The sequence below is a fragment of the Luteimonas abyssi genome (assembly GCF_001482195.1).
Lineage (GTDB): Bacteria > Pseudomonadota > Gammaproteobacteria > Xanthomonadales > Xanthomonadaceae > Luteimonas > Luteimonas abyssi.
The window spans coordinates 1,407,061-1,425,269 of the sequence record NZ_KQ759763.1 but is presented as its reverse complement, the minus strand read 5'-3'; the positions used below and the strand labels follow the sequence as shown (position 1 = coordinate 1,425,269).

The window sequence follows — 18,209 nt, the reverse complement described above, 5'->3', positions numbered from 1 at the left end:
ACATCGTCTCCGCGCCTGCTCCGACGGACATCGTCCGGCCGAGACGGTAACGCCTGTGCGCGGCAGGCTAGCACGCAGGGGACGCGTGGCCGACGGACGCGAACGCCGGGAAACGACGAAAGCGTGACTGCGATTCCACACTGTCCACGCCCGACCCCGGCTCCCCCGTTTTTCGTCACGCCTGGGTGTCGCGTGCATCCGCTTCCCGCTCGACCCGGGTGTCATGGCCGGCGACGTTCACGCCTTGTCGCACGCGGTGGCGGATCGCTGTGCGAACCGTCGCGACCGTGCTTCAGAAGTCCTCGCTCCGGGCGAAGCGGATCACCAGACCGGCGCGGTCGTCCGCGGTCCAGATCGCACCGTCGTCGGCGACGGCCAACCCCACGGGCGAGCCCTGGGGCCGCTTGCCAGGTTGGCGCCCCCAGCCCGGCGTGAGGACGACGGGCGTGGCGGCCGGCCCCGCGCCATACGCGCGATCGGCCTGTCCGTAGACGGGAAAGCGAGGGCGCGCATCCGCCACCGGCACGCCACGCGCGTCCACGGCGAAACTCGCGATGCGGCCGCCGACGGATCGATGGCCGTGCCAGGTCATCAGCAACCGGCCTTGCAGCGCCGGAAACATGTCGCCCTCGTACCACAGCATATCCAGCGGCGCGGCATGCGGCGGCAGCAACAGATCGGGGGCGGCATGTGCGTCGGACCGGCACCATGCCGCCTTGTCGGGCCAGGCCGGCGTCGCCTCGGCGGTATCGGAACAGTAGGGCCAGCCGTAATGACGACCGGCCTCGATCACATTGATTTCCTCGAACGGCGACCAGCGGCTGTCGAAGTCGTAGCTGTTCTCCCCCTGCAGCACGGTACCGGAGGTGTGCACCGCCAGCGCGACGGAGTTGCGCAGCCCTCGCGCCAGCACCTCGTAGTCCGCCGACCAGCGGCCGTCGCCTTCGTAGCGGTACGTCCGAAGGCTTGCCGCGTCTCCGTCGCCCTCGCTCTCGGCACACAGCCCCGCCGCGGTGCGCGCATCGGCATCGGCGCACTGGTCGCTCGGCGCACCCACGTTGACCAACATGTCGCCGCCGGGCAGAAAGACGAACTTCGACAACGGATGGCGATGGCTGTGCAACCGATTGTCGGGCAAGCCGGCCACGACCTCTTCGACCGTGGCGGCCGGCAGATCCGCCAGCGGATCGAAGCGGAAGATCCGGCTCATCTCGCCCACATACACCGCGCCATCGGGCCCGCGTGCGATGGCATGCGGCAGGTGCAGGCCATCGAGCAATCGCTCCAGGGCCACCTCGCGTTCCGGCGCGATCCGCAATCGCCAGACCGCGCCCCGCGCCCCCTCCCACGCACCGAGATCGGTCACCAGCCAGGTCTGGGCGTCGAGCTGCAACAACGAGCGTGGCAGGCGCAACGTCCGCGCCGCATCCTGCGTGGTCGGCCCCACGACCAGCCCCGCACACATCCCCCGCAGGGTCTCGATGGCGAGACGGGGATAGCCGTCGCACAACGCGTCCTCGACCGCATGGCGCTCGCGAGCAAGACCAGTCAACGCCGGCACAAGCCACAGGGACACCATCAAGCACGCGCGCAGTCCACGCATGCCGTCGGTCGTCGCCCGCCGGCTGACCGGGCCGTGCCTGCGCGCATCTTCCTCGCGCGCCGCGCTCACGTCAGGACCTCATGGTCGCATCGAGATGCCTCGAAGCCGCCCTCGCAGAACGCCAATCGCGTGTCCCTACGCATTCGGAACCTTCCTGTCTTCGAGCGCTGCGGCCCGTGCCGGACCGATTATCCACCACGCCCGAGGGCATGCGTCGTTCGTATCGGCCGCCGCGTCGCGGCGACATCCTCGGGCTCGAGCGACCCTGGCCGCCCGGCCCGCGGATGCTGCGGGCGCTCAGCCCCCGCCGTCCCGCTTGCTCGTCAAGCGTGCGACGAGCCAGACGAAGGGCTCGGCCTGTCCGCTCATGACGCATCGGCCCTCGAGGCCGGCCTCGAGCAGCGCCTTGACGTCGAAGCCCCGCAGCGCGGCGACGGCATCGGCGTCCTTCAGGACGAGCGTGCAGGTCGGCAGCGGCTGCGGTGGCGGCACGCCCACGGTGACGGCTCGCCCGTCGACCGACAGCCAGACCGGCACGTCGTGGTCCGCGACACGGATCGAGATCGCCAGGCTCGGCACCGGGGCCTGCTCATCGGCCAGCGCCGCACCGAGTTCGTCGCCGAACGCGTGCGCCCACGCGGCCAGTTCCGCGTGCCACGCCTGCGCCTCGGCACCCCGCCCTGCGCCCCGCCCCGCACCGGCGCCCACACCCGCCCCGCCATGGAACGCCCGGCCTTCGCCCGCCTGCGCATCGCCGTCACCGTCGTCGGCCTCGGAATGCGCGCCGGAGCGCGCCTGCGCCATGTCGCGCTTCACGATGCGCTCGACCTCGATCAGCGCCTCGAGCGTCCTGTCCACATCGTCGCGCGAATGCGCGGCCGAGCAGATCAACCGCAGGCGGCCGCGGCCGCGCTCGACGATCGGATAGGTGACGGCGGTGGTGTGGATGCCCCGGTCGTGCAGACCGCGCGCGATCGCGTAGAGCATGTCGCTGTCGGCGAAATGCGGGGTCACGATGGGGCCGTCGCCGGTCCCCAGGTCGTAGCCGGCGGCGGTGAACCGCTCGCGCATGTAGCGGGTGGTGTCCCACAGCCGCTGGCGCAACGCGTCGTCGTCGCGCAGCCGTCGCAACGCAGCCAGCGCGGCGGCAATGTCGGCCGGCGTGGTGGTCGCCTGGAACACGTAGGCGCGAGCCGCGGTCTTGAGCAACGCGATGTGCGCCTCGCTCGCCACGACCACCCCGCCCAGGCTGCCCAGCGCCTTGCTGAGCGTGGTCATGATGAAATCGACCTGGTCGACGATGCCCTGCTCGGCGCAGATGCCGCCACCGCCCGGGCCGTAGAAACCGAACGAGTGCGCCTCGTCCACGAACACCAGCGCCCCGTGCCGCTTCGCGGTGCGCACGATCTCGGCGACCGGCGCGGTGCCCTCGCCCATGCTGTACACGCCTTCGAGCACCACCAGCGTCGTTCGATAGGGTGAGGCTTCCGCTTCCAGCACCGCGTGCAGGTCGTCGGCGTCGTTGTGCTTGAACGTGCGGATCGTGGCGCCGCTCAGCCGGGCGCCGTCGACGATCGAAGCGTGGCAGAGCTGGTCCATCACCACCACGTCGCGCTCGCCCAGCAGGCCGGCGATCACCCCGAGGTTGGCGGTGAAGCCGGTGGAGAACAGGCAGCCGGCCGGCTTGCCGACCAGTTCGGCGAACTCCTTCTCGAAGGCCACGTGCAGGTCGGTCATGCCGGATGCCGTGGGCGAGGTGCCCATGCCGGTACCGAACTGCTCGAGCGCGGTGCGGGCCTGCGCGATGACGTCGCGATCGCGGTTGAGGCCGAGATACAGGTTCGTGCTCCAGATGATGGCGTCGTGCGCTTCGCCCGTATGCACGTCGGCCACCGTGCCGCGATGCCCGCTGCCGGTGCGCACCAGCTTGCTGTAGGGCTCGCGTCCCGAACGGGCCAGCAGGCCCTTGAGTTCGTGCAGCAGCGTGCCCTTGTCCGTCGCCGACCACGCCGGCACCCGGGCCGCGAGGAACGGCGGATGGCCCGCCTGGATCTGCGACTGGAAACGTCCCAGCGTATCGGCCGTGCTCGCCGCGGGCACGTCGATGGTGCGCTCCGCCGCGTCGCCCGTCAGGCGACGGGCCAGGTCTCCGGCGACGGCTTCCGGCGTGGGATGTTCGACCAGCAACGAGGCCGGCAGTGTCCGCCCGAACACGCCGGACAGGCGGTGGCTCAGCTCGACCGAATCGAGCGAATCCAGGCCGAGGGTGTCCAGTGTCTGCTGCGGCGGCACCTGCGCGGGATCGTCGAGACGCAGGAAGCGGGCGATCTCGCGCTGCACGATCGCCAGCACGGCGGCCTGGCGGTCCAAGGTCGACATCCGCGCCCACCCGTCCCCATCGCCGACGGCCTCGGCTCCGGTCCCGGCCAGTCCATCCCCGACGGCCGCACGCGCCACGGCAGCGCCCCCGCCCGCGGGCGGTCCGACCTGCGGGGTCGGCAGTCGCTTGCGGTCGAGCTTGTCGTTGGGCAATCGCGGCAACTCGACGAGATCCATCACCACCTGCGGCACCATGTAGCCCGGCAGGCGCGCCGCCACGAACGTCCGCACCGCCTCGCTGTCCACCGCGCCGTTCCGGCTCACCACGTATCCGGCGAGCATCGGCTTCCCGTTGACCGCCTCGACCACGGCCGCCGCGGCATCGTCGACACCGGGCATCGATGCCAGCGCCGCTTCGACCTCCTCCAGTTCGATTCTGAAACCACGCAGTTTGACCTGCTGGTCGATGCGCCCGAGAAACTCGATCTCGCCGTCCTCCGTCCATCGACATCGATCGCCGGTCCTGTACAGGCGATGCTCGCGGACCTGTCCGCCGTCGGGCGGCGCGATGAAACGCTCGCGCGTGCGCACCTCGTCGTGGAGATAACCACGCGCCAGCTTGTCGCCGGCCAGGTACAGCTCGCCCGCCACGCCGACCGGCACCGGCTGCAGCGCCTCGTCGAGGATGTACGACCTCGCGTTCGCCACCGGTCGACCGATCGTGACCGTCGACCGACCCGCCGGCAGCTCGGTCGCGGTCGAGAACACCGTGTCCTCGGTGGGTCCGTAGAAGTTGAACACCCGCGGGCGCTGCGGGAGTGCATGGAGTTGCGCCACCAGGGGCGCCTTCAGCACGTCGCCGCCGAGCACGGTGCAGCGCACGCTGCGCGGCAGGCCGCCCGTGGCGAGCAATGCCTGCATCGACGACGGCACCATGACCGTCGTGCGCACCCGTTCGGCCGCCGGCAGGGTCGCCAACGCCAGCGCATTGTCGGCCAGCACCACGGTCCCACCCAGCGACAGCGTGCCCAGGATCTCCATCACCGAGGTATCGAAACAGACCGATGCCGCCGCGAGGACGCCGGCCAGATCCTCGTCGTCCAGCAGCTCGCGCATCGCGCAGGTCATCGCCACCGCCTGCCGATGCTCGACCGCGACGCCCTTGGGCCGCCCGGTCGAGCCGGAGGTGTAGATCACATAGGCCAGGTCGTCCGCGGCAGGTTCGGGCGGCGTATCGGCCGCCTGCGCTTGCGCGGGTACCGTATCCAGCCGGACCTGGACGGACGCGCCGGCGCACAGTGCTGACGTGGCCGGGCCGTCCACCACGACGGCCACCGCCTGCGCGTGCTCCAGCATGTAGCGTACCCGCTCGCGCGGGTACGCCGGATCCAGCGGCACGTAGGCGCAGCCGGCGCGCATCACGCCCAGCAGCGTCGCCACCAGATCCCATGTCCGCTGCATGCACACACCCACCAGCGCACCCGGCTGCACGCCACGCGCGGCCAGCGCGCCGGCGATCGCGTCCGCACGCGCCGTCAGTTGCCGGTAGTCGATCTCGGTGAGGCCATCGATGACGGCGACGCGCCGGGGGTGCGCCTGTGCCTGCGCCAAGACGAGGCGGCAGACGGTCGCGGCCCTGTCGTAAGGCCGCTCGGTCCGGTTCCAGTCGACGAGAATCCGACGCGCGGCGTCCGCATCCAGGACGTGCTCGTCGTTGGCGGGCGCAATCGCGTGCTGCACCGCAGCCTCCGCGGCGGAACGGTGTCGAGACTCGCGCATGGCGCACTCCGTATTCGAAAACAAAGTCCGGGAGTCTAGGGACCGCATGCACCCGGAGCCATCGAGGCGGTGAATACCCGATGACACGCATGGAAAAGTGAGACGAGCGTCACCTCGAACGCGCTGCGGTCGCGCCTGGAGATCGCACCGGCCTGCGTCCGGCCAGCCCGTGAAGCCGATCCCGCCGGAAGCGCACGGCAGGGTTGAATCGGCCACCCGGCTGCGGTTGGATGGCAGCCCATTCCCCGGACCCGCCCGATGCGATCACCCCTGCCCGACTATCTCGCCGACGTGCTGGACGCGGTGCGCTCGATCGAAGACGGCGCCCCCGCGGACTACATCGACGTGCTCGCCAACGCCGACACCTCGCGCCTGGCCGTCGCCCTGGCCACCGTCGACGGCGAGGTCTACGCCGCCGGCGACAGCGACGTGGCGTTCTCGATCCAGTCGATCTCCAAGCCGTTCGCCTACGCGGCGGCCATCGAGGACGTGGGTCTGGGTGCGGTGCTGGCCAAGATCGGCGTCGAGCCGTCGGGCGACGCCTTCAACGAGCTTTCGCTCGAAGACGGCAGCCATCGCCCGATGAACCCGATGATCAACGCCGGCGCGCTCGCCACGCATGCGCTTGTCGGCGGTCCCGACGCCACAGGCCCGCAGCGCGTGGAGCGCCTGCGGGCCTTGATGTCGGCGATGGCCGGCCGCGAGCTCGATGTCGACGAAGCCGTCTATGCAGCGGAACTGCGCGACGCGCATCGCAATCGTGGCCTGGCGCACATGCTGCGCGCCGGCGGCATCATCACCGCCGAAGCCGAGACCATCGTCGACGGCTATGTGCGCCAGTGCGCGGTCAACGTCACCGTGCGCGATCTCGCCCTGATGGCCGCCACCCTCGCGAATGCCGGCGTGCAGCCGCTCAGCGGCCGGCAGGTGATCGATCGCGGCGGCGTGCGCCAGGTGCTGTCGGTGATGACCACCTGCGGCATGTACGACGCCGCGGGCGACTGGGTCTCCAACGTCGGCATCCCGGCCAAGAGCGGCGTGGCCGGCGGCATCATCGGCGCCCTGCCCGGCCAGCTGGGGCTGGCGGTGTTCTCGCCGAAGCTCGACGCGCACGGCAACAGCGCACGCGGCGTGGCGGTCTGCGAGCGCCTCTCGCGCGACATGGGCCTGCACATGATGGACGTCAGTCAGATCGGCCGCGCGGTGGTCCGCACGCTGGTGGTGACGCTGGCCGGCGGCAAGGGCCACACGGACGACGCCGTCGTGCCGGTGTACGAACTGCGCGGCGCGGTGCGCTTCGGCGGCGCCGAACTGCTCACCCGCGCCCTGGCGCGCGATCTCGGCGATGCCGACACGGCCGACGGCGGCCGTCACCGCGACGCCAGCGCCGTGATCCTCTCGCTGCTGCACACCCACTCGCTCAACGACGTCGCCACGCGCATGCTGCTGGAGAACCTGCGCCGCCTGCATGCCGACGGCCGCACGGTGGTGCTGGTCGATCCCGCCGGCGTGCTCGACCTCGCCCCGCTCGACGCCGCGCAGCGCCCGCAGGTGGTCGCCGACGACGCCGGCGCGCAAACCGCGGTCGGCGGCGATGCATGCCGCATCGTCGCCAGCCGGGAAGATACCGGACGCTGACCCCTCGACGGGCAGGCGCCGACCCCACGACGGGATCGGGCGGACGTGCAGCCTGCCTTCCGCCAGGACCACCGGGCGGATCGACCTGCCCACCGTCGAACGACCTGGTTCAGAACCCGAACGCCGATGTCGGCGGTTCCAACTCCAGCCGGAAGTCCGCGGGCGGGGTGCCGCCCAGCAGATGCTCGACGAAGTAATCCCACATCCGCTGCGTGTAGTACGCGTCCGTGCGGAAGAAACCATGGTCGCGATTGGGCAGGTACATCAGGTCGTAGGGCTTGTTCGCCCGGATCAGCGCATCGACCAACTGCAACGTGACCGCCGGCGGCGCGTTCTCGTCCAGCTCGCCGTAGACCAGCAGCAGCTTGCCCGTCAGGCGTTCGGCCAGCGGCAGCATGTCGAGATCGGCGTAGTTGTCCGGAATGGCTTGCGGGTCCGGCGCCGCCGTGCGGCCGTCGCCGTAATCGGGCACGGGGAACAGGCTCTCCACGGGGTAGAAGCCCTGGAAGTTGTGCGGCCCGGCCGACGACACCGCCACCTTGAAGAAATCCGGATAGGTCAGGATGCCGCGCGCCGAGGTGTAGCCGCCGAACGAATGGCCGTAGATGCCCACACGGTCGAGATCCAGGCTGCCGTAGCGTTCCGCGAGCTGGCGGATGCCGGCCACGTGGTCGGCCAGCGCAGGTTCCGCGAACTCTGCGTAGCTGGCGTTGTTGAACGTCTTCGAGCGGCCGGGCGTGCCGCGACCGTCGATCGTGACCACGATGAAACCCAGCTCCGCCAGACTCGCGCGCGAACGCGGGTTCAATGTCGCCACCGCTTCCTGGTACGACGGCACCGCGTTGATCACCTGCGGTCCGGCGTAGATCGCGTTGATGACCGGATACGTCCGCCCGGGCTGCATGTCGGGCGGAAAGTACACCGAGCCCCAGATCGGCGTGACCCCATCGGCCGACACCATTTGCACTCGCGTCGGCGCGCGCCAACCGGTCGCCGCCAGCGCGGACACCTCCGCCGTCTCCAGGGTCCGCACCACCCGTCCGTCGTCCGCCGAACGCAGCACGGTCACCGGCGGCTGGTCGAAGTGGGAATAGGTGTGCAGCAGCCACGCGCCATCCGGCGACACCCCCGCCGTCGTCGCCGTGCCGGGCGCACCGTTGCCGATCGGGGCGCGTCCCATGAGGTGGACGCCGTCTTCCGGGGTCAGCAACTGCGAGGCGCCGCCATCGAGCGACACCGAATACGCCCGCACGTAGTAGGGGTCCGGATCGCGTTCGCTACCGCCCGCGGTATAGAACAGCCGGCGCCGGGTCTCGTCCACGCCGATGACATCGCGCACGGTGCGCGGATCGTCGGTCAATCGGCGCTTGACCGCCCCGGTCTCGAGATCGATCAGATACAACTGGCCCCAGTCGTCGCGCTCGGAGAACCACACCGCCTCGCCGCTCGCCTCCAGGATGCGCACGTTCGGCGGGCTGTAGACGAACGCATTGAAGCGGCCCACGCCGGCCACCGCCTCCCTGGCGAGCAGGCGCACCGCGCCGCTGTCGAGGTCGATCTCGGCCAATGCGATCTCGCGCATGCCCCGGGTCGCGGCCAGGCTCCACGCGCGGCGCCCGTCCGTCGACCAGTGGAACACCGGATGGGCCTGGAAGACGGGCTGGTACAGCTCCCAGCCGTCCGGCACCTCCACGCGTTGCTGGCGCCGGGCCACCACGTCCAGCACGGCGACCTCCGGAATCCCCCGCTCGGCATCGCCCATCAGCGGGATACGGGGCGCCCACACTTTCGGTCGATAGCTGCCGTCCTGCGGCACCGACTCCAGGAACGGATAGGCCGGCACCGCGCGCTCGTCGACGCGCACGCTCATCAGGCGCGTGCCGTCGGGCGACCAGCTCAGGCCGACGGGCGGCAGCGGCTGGGTGGCACGCATCCGCGGAATGGCGAACAACGACGTGCCCGGCGCGGTGCCGTAGGCGAAGTGCGCCACGCCATCGTCGGTCAGCGCCACCGCAGGCGCATCGCCCTGCGGTTGCAGCCAGAGATCGTGATCGCGGACGAACACGCCATGCCGGCCATCGGCGGACCACAGCACGCCCGGGGACGCGGCACGCGGCGTGGCGACACAGGTGTCATCGGCGAGGGTGCAACGCAGCACCTGGTGTCCCAGGTCGAGCCGCACCTCGTCCCCGTCGATCGCGGTCACCGGCAGGGCCTCGGGCAACGCCGTGTCCAGCACACGTGCGGCGGCGGCGCGCAACCGGGCCGGATCGAAGGCCTGCCGGCTCGCGCCCGTGGCGGACTCGACCACGACCCACTCCGGACCCTCGGCTCCGTCGCGGCGGTACCAGAAGCGGTCGCCGCCTTCGATCCAGTGGGGGGCGACGGCCGCGTTGCGCATCCGACCGGCCAGATTGCCGTCCAGCACGCGCGCGGCGCGCGTGTAGGCCTCCGCCAGGTCCTGCGGCGGTTGCGCCGGCGTGGCCGCGGCGACCGCCGGCCACAACATCCCTGCAAGAATCACATTCGTCGAGCGGAACCGTACTGACCCCATTGTCGAGCTCTCACGCTGGCAGTCGCCAACCGTACCGCACCCTGCGCACGACAGGACCGGATTCACTGTCCCATCCGGTCGGAGCACCCCGTTTCAGAGCGGCACGCGCGCGTTGCCGTTGCGCACCGAAGCGAACACGGCATCGACCACCCGCATGTCGCGCAGGCCTTCCTCGCCGGGCACGCGCGGCGCCCGGCCTTCGAGGATGGCGAGTGCGTCCTGGTCCATCTGCTCGGCCTGCATGCGCGGGCGCTCGCCGAGCTGGGCGGCGAAGCGGGTGCCGTCGCTGGCGCGGCCGACGTTGCCGTCGTAGGCCTGGAAGGGCGACAGCTCGTACCAGCCGCGCTCGCAGTCGATGTGCAGGGTGTTGAGGTTGCGGCCGAAGCTGGTGACGCACTCGGCGACGATCTCGTCGGCGAACTCGAGCGTGAAACGCGTGGTCTCGTCCACCGCGGGAAAAATCTCGCGACGCGCGGTCTCGTCCCAGGCGCGCACCGCGACAGGCTCGAGGCCGCTGCTGTAACGCGCGGCGTTCACGCAATAGACGCCCATGTCGTACATCGCGCCACCGCCGCGTGCGGGATCGAGCCGCCAGGCGTCGTCGGCACCTTGTCGCCAGCCCAGCCAGCCGGCCTCGGCCCGCAGTTGCACGATGCGACCGAACGGACGCTCCTGCGCCATGGCCATGAACCGTCGCGTATTGGGCTCGTGCTGCATGCGATAGCCGATGGCGAGCTGTACCCGGTTGTCGCGGCAGGCGCGGATCATCGCCTCGCCCTCGGCGGCGTCCATCGCCATCGGCTTTTCGCACCAGACGTGTTTGCCCGCGTTGGCGGCGATCAGTGCCTGCGGTTTATGCAGGTGGTTCGGCGTGGCGATGTAGACGACATCGATGTCCGGGTCGTCGGCGATCCGGTGGAATTCGTCGTAGCTGTAGATGTTGGCGTCGGCGATGCCGTATCGCGCCTGCCAGTCCGGGATCTTGTGCGGCGAGCCGGTGACCAGGCCGGCGAGACGGCAATGTCGGGTGAGCTGCAGCGCAGGCGCGAGCAGTTCGCCGCTGTAGCCGCCGAGACCGACGATCGCGACGCCCAGGCGGCGCGTCGAGGATCCTGCCGCGAAGCCGCGAGGCAATGCCGCTGCGGCACCGGCGAGCGCAAGCGTCTGCAACACGCGTCGGCGGGGCATGCCGTTCGACCAGCGATTCGGATCCATGTCGCCTCACCCGGAGTATGGAGTGGACGATCCTATCAGCGTGCCGACGCCGGCCGCCGCCAGGCGCCGACCGTCGATCAGGGCGCGCGCGGCGGCACGCCGGGGCCGCGCTCCACCGGAGCGTGCTCCACCGGATCGCGCCCCAGCGGCACCGGCGCCATCGAGCGGAACACGCCATCACGCCGCACCCAGGCGTGGTGCAGTGCGGCGGCCACGTGCAACAGGATCACCGCCAGCAGCGCCCGGGCCAGCCATGCGTGCGCAGTGCGCAGCACGCTGTAGAACCCGGCATCGTGGGGCGCGATCGGTGGCAGGTGCACATCGCCCCACAGCACGACCGGATTGCCGGCCGCCGACACCATCGCCCAGCCGATCAGCGGCATCGCCAGCATCGATGCATACAGCGCGACGTGCGACGCACGCGCCGCGAACCGTTGCCAGGCAGGCAGGTCGGCCGGCAATGCGGGCGTACGTCGGTACAGGCGATGCAGCAGCCGCAGCACCGCGAGCGCCAGCAAGGCGATGCCGATCGGCCGATGCCATGCGAGCAGCGACGGGCGCAGCGTCATCGACGACACCATCGCCACGCCGACGAACAGCATCGCCAGGATCAGCACCGCCATGCCCCAGTGCAGCAGGCGCGCGAACGCATCGTGGCGATCGGGCGCACCGCCGGCGCGGTCGACGCCGCTCACCGGGCGACCTCCGCGGGCGGCGTACCGGCGACATCCGCCCCGCGCGCCACCTCGCGCTCGCGGCGATCGAAGGATTGCGCATACACCGCTGCACGCGCGGCCAGGATCGGGTCGTCCGAGAGCGCCACGCCGGCCGGCACCACGGTCGGATCGAAATTGAGGTCCCGGCAGGGTCCAGCCGCCTGGTCCTGTGCATCGGTGAGCACCACCGTGCCGACCACGATCTGCTCGCGATCGTCGGGCCACGGCGTGCTCGGGTCGCTTGCGTCGTCGCCCGGCGCCGCAAGCGTGACCACCATGTCCCAGCGCAGCGGCCCACGCGCCAGGCGTGCGCGCAAGTCGTCCTGAAGATAGTCGCCTTCGGCCGCCTCGCGCTGCGCGGCGCTCATCTCGACGAACGGCGCCTGCGGTCGCATCGTCCACCGCACCAGGCGCGCCTCCCCGCCGTCGTCAACGAAGCGATACGCATGGATGCCGTGGTACGCGGTATTGGCGAAGCTGTCCGACCACGGCGCGGCCTTGGCCCAGGCCGCGAAGCGCTGCGCCTCGGGATGTCGCGCGGCGAACGCCGCCATGCGCTCGGGATCGGGCTTGCCGGTGGCCGGGTCCGGCGCCGAGGCGCGCGTCTGCTCGAAGAACGCCTCGGCCGACGCCGCACCGAAGAACGGAAAGCTGTTCATCGCCATCCGCCACTCGCCCGCGGCTCCGCCCTGCAGCACCAGCGCCATGCTGCGCACGCGCGCCTGCGCGTCCAGGCCATACGGCGAACCGCCCCCGATCGACATCCGTCCCAGTACCGGCGTCGCACCCTCGGCGAACACCCGCGCCCGGCTCAGGACCGCACCCTCGGGGGCGCTCTCGAAGCGCCCCGACACGCACATCCCCTTGGCGTGCGCACGACGGAACCCGGGGTAAGACGCGACCGACGTCGCCTCGATGGCATCGGTCATGCGGGCCGGCGTCAACCGCTCGGGCGTCAGCCAGCCGGCGGTCCAGGCGAACGCACCGCCTGCGACGACGACGATCGCCGCGATGATGACGTAGGCCCCGAGGCGGCGGCGGTGTGCGGAGGCGGACGGCATGACGACACCTCGTGGGGCTCCACCGCAGCGTACGCGCGATGGACGCCAGCGGGGAAGAAAATCTGCACCGGTGCGCACCGGGCCGCCGCACCCGATCTCGCCGGCCCGGTCGAACCGGCGGGCCCCGAGGCGTCCGCGAAACGCCGACCCGCCGATGCCGCCGACCCCGCATCGGTCCACGCGCCGGCCGACGTCAATCGCGGAGAGCGACCACCGCCTCCATGTGGGTGACGCCCCACGCGCAGAGTGGCGCCACGGCGGCCGCCAGACTCGTTCCGAATCCGGTGATGCTGTATTCCACGCGCGGCGGCACTTCCTGGAAATCATGCCGGTGGACCACACCGTCGTACTCCAGTTCGCGCAGTTGCTGGATCAGCATCTTTTCGCTGATCCCGACCACCAATCGCCGGAGTTCGCCGAACCTGCGCGGCTGTTGGGCGACGTAATAAAGAATGTGGAACTTCCACTTGCCGCCGATCACGGCGAGTGCGGCGTCGAGGCCGCAATTGAATCGAGGGGAGGTCATCGTACGCCTGCCTTGGATACTTACCAGAAAGTATGTACTTGTCCCGAGGTAATCGCATTCCTACCTTGCTGCGACGCACATCGCCGGGGCGGCCGTCGCACGTGGTCACCACGGGCGCGGCGCCCCAAGGCAACGATTCCGCACCAAGCGGCGGTGTGCCCTCCTCCCGCATCGACAGGAATTCCGCATGACATCCATCCACACCACGAAACACGCCGGCAAGGTCGCGCTGGTCACGGGCGGCAGCTCCGGGCTCGGCCTGGCGACGGTCCAGCGGCTGGTCGCCGAGGGCGCTTTCGTCTACTTCACCGGGCGTCGCCAGCCGGAACTGGACGCCGCGGCCGCCACGCTCGGCGACAAGGTCGAAGCCATCCAGGGCGACATCGGCCGCCAGGAGGACCTGGATCGCGTGTTCGCACGCATCCGGGCACGTCACGGGACGCTCGACATCCTGTTCGCCAACGCGGGCGGCGGCGAATTCAGCCCCCTGGGCGCGATCACCGAAGCCCAGTTCGACAAGTACTTCGACATCAACGTCAAAGGCACCTTGTTCACCGTGCAGAAGGCGCTCGAACTGATGCCGCCCGGTGCGGCCATCGTGGTCAACGGGTCGGCCACCTCGGCCAAGGGCGTCCCTGCGTTCGGCGTGTATGCCGCCACCAAGGCGGCGCTGCGCTCGTTCGTGCGCACGTGGGCTTCGGACCTCAGGGGACGCGACATCCGGGTCAACGCCATCGCGCCCGGCACCATCGTGACGCCGGGCTACCGCACGGAGCTCGGCATGACCGAGGCGCAGATCGACGCCTTCGTCCAGGACGCCTCCGCCGCCGCGCCCCTCGGCCGTGTCGGCGAGCCTGACGAAGTCGCCAAGGCCGTGTCGTTCCTGGCCAGCGACGATGCCAGCTACATCACCGGCATCGAACTCTACGTGGACGGCGGCGCCGCGCAGATCTGAACGCCCGGCACCCGGCGCCCCCCTGCGACGGCCCGGACGGCAGCGGGCCGCCCGCCTCGGGCGTGCGCCGCTAACAGATTGAATCTGAAGCACAAAAACATCCAGATCATGCGCTGGTAACGCATTTGGAATGGCAGTTGCCCCACCCCGCCCCCGAGGATCGGCAGCGGCAGGCCCACGCACGGGCTTGCACCCCGACACCGAGGAGACGCACGCCGATGAGGTATTCGTTGTTACCGCTGGCCATCGCCGCCCTGATCGCGCCCCTGGCCGCGCCCGCCTGGACGGCCGAGCGCCCCGGCATCGCCACGCCGGCCGACGACGCCTGCGCGGACCTGGCCGTGCCCGCCGGCGAGGCCTTGACCCGCTGCACCAACCGCGAGGCGACCCGCCCCGATGCCCCGTTGCCGACCCGGCCAGGCAAGCCCGACGCGGTCCGCTACTTCGCGGCCAGCGGTGGCGACGGCAACGATCAACACGCGACGGTGGACGGCGCGTACGCCACGGCAGCCGGTTCGGCCGCCCTGGCAGGCGGCGCCGGCGCGACGGCCCTCGGCAGCGGCGCGTTCGCGCTGGAGGCGAACGCCAGCGCGACCGGGTTCAACGCGGTCGCCAGCCAGGGCAACGCCACCGCCTACGGCGCCGGCAGCCAGGCCACCGGCAGGAGCAGCACCGCGATCGGCGGCCAGATGACGGTGATCAACGGCGAGACATGGGAAGAGGAGACCTGGTCGACGACCGCCTCGGGCCAGGAGGCCACGGCGGTCGGCACCGCCGCGCACGCATCCGGGTCCGCGGCCGTGGCCCTGGGCATGACCTCGGAAGCCAGTGCCAGCGGCGCGATCGCGCTGGGCGCGGCCAGCACATCGCGTGGAAACGCGAGCATCGCCATCGGCAGGCAGGCACGTGCCTATGGCGCGAACGCCACCGCGGTGGGCAGCAGCGCACAGGCGCATGGCGACCGCAGTTCCGCATTCGGCCTGCTGTCCTACGCCTGGGGCGAAAACAGCCTGGCCCTCGGCAACTGGAGCGCCTCGGGCGGCCACGCCAGCATCGCGATGGGATCCAACAGCATCGTGCACCCGGACAGCGCGGGCAGCATCGCCCTCGGCCGCAACGCCATGGTCGCCGACGGCGTCGCCAACGCGGTGGCGCTGGGTGCCGACTCGTATGTCGATCGCGACAACGCCGTCTCGGTCGGCTCGCCAGCACGCTCGCATCGGGGCGGCAATCCGGTTCCGGTGGAGATCGCGGCCATCGACCGGCAGATCGTCAACGTCGCCGCCGGTACCGAAGCCACCGATGCGGTGAATCTCGGCCAGTTGCAGGCGGCCACGGCCCACACCCGCTACTTCGAGGCCACCGGCGACGCCGACAACACCCAGCCGGCCACCGCCCACGCGGCCTTCGCCACCGCTGCAGGATCCAGCGCCTACGCAGGCGAACTGGGCGCCTCCGCCTTCGGCAGCGGTGCGCAGGCCTACGCGGGCAGGAGCACCGCGGTGGGCTTCAACAGCACCGCCTCGGGCGACGACGCGAGCGCCTACGGTGCCGGCAGCGAGGCGACGGCCACCGGCGCCACCGCCATCGGCGGCTACCTCACCGCCATGAACGGCGAGACCTGGGAGATGGACACGTTCGCCACCGTCGCCTCGGGCCGCGACAGCACCGCACTCGGCGCCGGCGCGCGCGCGCTCGAGGACGACGCGACCGCACTGGGCTCGGGCGCCTACGCCGGCGGCAAGATGGCGGTCTCGATCGGCGGCAGCGCCCGCGCGGAGCGCACCACCGCAGTCGGCGTGATGGCCACCGCGGCCGGCGATCACGCGACCGCGCTGGGCCAGGGCGCCACTGCGGGCGAGATCCGCACGCTGGCACTGGGCGCCGGCAGCGGCGCCTTCGGCGACAGCGCCACCGCGGTGGGCCAGGTGGCCCGCGCCATCGGCGAGCAAAGCGTCGCGCTGGGCTTCCGCAGCGACGTCGAAGGTGCGGGCAGCGTGGCGATCGGCAGCGATGCCATCGCATCGGCGGACGACAGCGTGGCGCTCGGGCGCGGTGCCGTGGCCGACCGCGCCGGCACGGTCTCGGTCGGCCGCAGCGGCGGCGAACGCCAGATCGCCCACGTCGCCGCAGGCACGCGGGGCACCGATGCGGTGAACCTCGAGCAACTCGACGCGGTCTCCGACCAGGTCGGCGACATCGCCGCCACCGCGGTGCGCTACGACGACACCAACCGTTCGCGCATCCGCCTCGAGGGCGCGAACGGCACCGTCATCGACAACCTCGCCGACGGCCGCGTCCGCGCCGGCAGCCGCGAGGCCGTCACCGGTGGGCAACTGCATGGCGCCATGGATTCGGTGGCCGGTACGCTGGGCGGCGGCACCGTGGTCGATGCCGGCGGCCGCCTGATCGGCAGCGTCTTCACCGTGCAGGGCGCCCACTACGGCAATGTCGGCGCCGCCATCGGCGCCCTGGACGGCGCGATCGCCGGGCTCGACAGCCGCATCGACGTGCTCGAGAACGACGCCGGCACCAGCGCGACTGCGCAGGTCGCGGACGCCCGCACGACGGCGGCGGCGGCCGATACTTCGTCGGAGACGACGGCGCGCAACGCACAGACCGCCGATGCGGGCGATGCGACGCCGCGCGGATCCGCCGAGGCCACGGCCGCGACCGAAGACGCCGCCCCGCCCCGGGCGGGCCAGATCGCCGACGGCGTCGAGGCACGGAATGCAGCCGACGTCGGCCAGATGGACGCGGCCGACGCGCGCACCCTCGACAGTGCCCGCGCCTACGCCGACCAGCGCTTCGCCGCCTGGGAGGACAACTTCCAGGCCCTGCGCGGCGAGATCGACGAGCGCTTCCAGCACCAGGACCGCCGCATCGACCGGATGGGCGCAATGAGCGGCGCCTACGCCGGCATGGCGCTCAACACCGCCGGCCTGGCCGGACGCAACCGCGTCGGTGTCGGCGTCGGCGCGCAAGGCGGCGAACAGGCCATCGCCGTCGGCTACCAGCGCGCCATCGGCAATCGCGCCAGCGTCTCCCTGGGCGGCGCCGTCGCCGGCGGCGAGCGCAGCGTCTCGGCCGGCGCGGGCTTCAGCTGGTAAGGCGCGTTGCGATCAGGGCGCCCAGCCGGGAAGACGCTGGGCGCTCTCCTCCCCAATGGACCACGCCACCCTCAGCGCAGCGCGAACAACGCCAGCACCAGCAGCGCGATCGGCACGAACACCAGGGCGAAGGCGATCACCGCGGTCCCCAGGGCACGCCAGGCCGAGAACCCGTGCACCTGCCCCAACGCCTTGAGCAGCAACACGACCGACCAGATCGCCAGGATGACCTCGACCGCCACGAACGCGAGATAAAGCCACCAGTACGCATCGATACGCGGCGCGTGACGGGTGAACAGATCGCTCCCGAAGATGAGCAGTTGAGGCACCCAGAGCAGCAGCGACCACGCCACCGGTACCGCCGACCACGCCACCGCGGCCCGCACCTGGACCGAATCGGCCGTACCGCCCAGCCAGCGCCCGGCCACACGCAGCAGGAAACCGGCGACGTAGAGCCCGACGATGCCGCTGATCGCGCCGCCCACCAGGCATAACAACAGCACGCCCGGCAGCGAAAACACGTCGCCGCTGTTGTTGGCCGTCGCCCGGTCCAGGGTCTGGGAAAAGCCCGACAGCGCCGCCAGCAGGAGCACCGACTGCGTGGGATCGCGGTCGACGATCGACTGGATCGTCTGCCGGGGCCGCAGCCACATGGCGCGCCAGGGGTTGGCGACCTCGGGGACCACCGGAGCGTGCGTCGGGTCTGTCATGCCGGATCGGCCTCCTGCCACGG

Annotated in this window: 11 protein-coding genes; 3 read left to right on the top strand and 8 right to left on the bottom strand. The window is 71.2% G+C overall.

The window, feature by feature from the left end:
* Positions 1-292: 292 nt before the first annotated feature.
* A complete protein-coding gene (locus tag RG19_RS05825; RefSeq protein WP_082672795.1) occupies positions 293-1,603 on the bottom strand; it encodes a PQQ-dependent sugar dehydrogenase in 1,311 nt (436 codons plus the stop codon).
* 297 nt (positions 1,604-1,900) lie between these two features.
* Positions 1,901-5,701 carry an amino acid adenylation domain-containing protein gene (locus RG19_RS05820; RefSeq protein WP_202905321.1) on the bottom strand — a complete coding sequence of 1,267 codons (3,801 nt, stop codon included), beginning with the start codon at positions 5,699-5,701 and terminating at the stop codon, positions 1,901-1,903.
* A 258-nt stretch (positions 5,702-5,959) separates the two neighbouring features.
* Here RG19_RS05820 and RG19_RS05815 point away from each other — a divergent pair, with 258 nt between their 5' ends.
* Entirely contained in the window at positions 5,960-7,339 is a 1,380-nt protein-coding gene (locus tag RG19_RS05815; RefSeq protein WP_058834449.1) for a glutaminase, read from the top strand.
* 109 nt (positions 7,340-7,448) lie between these two features.
* Here the strand turns inward: RG19_RS05815 and RG19_RS05810 are convergent, their stop codons facing one another.
* The 5 genes from RG19_RS05810 to RG19_RS05790 form a co-directional block, all read right to left on the bottom strand.
* Positions 7,449-9,848 carry a S9 family peptidase gene (locus tag RG19_RS05810; RefSeq protein ID WP_058834448.1) on the bottom strand — a complete coding sequence of 800 codons (2,400 nt, stop codon included), beginning with the start codon at positions 9,846-9,848 and terminating at the stop codon, positions 7,449-7,451.
* Between the two features lie 138 nt (positions 9,849-9,986).
* Positions 9,987-11,081, bottom strand: coding sequence for a Gfo/Idh/MocA family protein (locus RG19_RS05805; RefSeq protein ID WP_157515179.1), 1,095 nt, complete (start codon positions 11,079-11,081; stop codon positions 9,987-9,989).
* A 104-nt stretch (positions 11,082-11,185) separates the two neighbouring features.
* On the bottom strand, positions 11,186-11,803 hold the full coding sequence (locus tag RG19_RS05800) for a cytochrome b (protein ID WP_274377910.1): 618 nt from the start codon (positions 11,801-11,803) through the stop codon (positions 11,186-11,188).
* Positions 11,800-12,885, bottom strand: coding sequence for a catalase family peroxidase (locus RG19_RS05795; protein WP_082672503.1), 1,086 nt, complete (start codon positions 12,883-12,885; stop codon positions 11,800-11,802). The genes RG19_RS05800 and RG19_RS05795 overlap by 4 nt, the downstream gene beginning before the upstream one ends.
* A gap of 193 nt (positions 12,886-13,078) precedes the next feature.
* Positions 13,079-13,411 (bottom strand): winged helix-turn-helix transcriptional regulator, encoded by a 333-nt coding sequence (locus tag RG19_RS05790; protein WP_058834446.1) that lies wholly within the window; start codon positions 13,409-13,411, stop codon positions 13,079-13,081.
* A gap of 187 nt (positions 13,412-13,598) precedes the next feature.
* Here RG19_RS05790 and RG19_RS05785 point away from each other — a divergent pair, with 187 nt between their 5' ends.
* Both RG19_RS05785 and RG19_RS05780 read left to right on the top strand, forming a co-directional pair.
* Positions 13,599-14,366, top strand: coding sequence for an SDR family NAD(P)-dependent oxidoreductase (locus RG19_RS05785; RefSeq protein ID WP_058834445.1), 768 nt, complete (start codon positions 13,599-13,601; stop codon positions 14,364-14,366).
* Positions 14,367-14,584: 218 nt separating this feature from the next.
* Complete coding sequence (locus RG19_RS05780) at positions 14,585-17,476, top strand: YadA-like family protein (protein WP_058834444.1); 2,892 nt, start codon at positions 14,585-14,587, stop codon at positions 17,474-17,476.
* Between the two features lie 71 nt (positions 17,477-17,547).
* Here the strand turns inward: RG19_RS05780 and RG19_RS05775 are convergent, their stop codons facing one another.
* Positions 17,548-18,186, bottom strand: a complete 639-nt coding sequence (locus RG19_RS05775) for a Yip1 family protein (protein ID WP_082672500.1) — start codon at positions 18,184-18,186, stop codon at positions 17,548-17,550.
* Between the last annotated feature and the right edge of the window lie 23 nt (positions 18,187-18,209).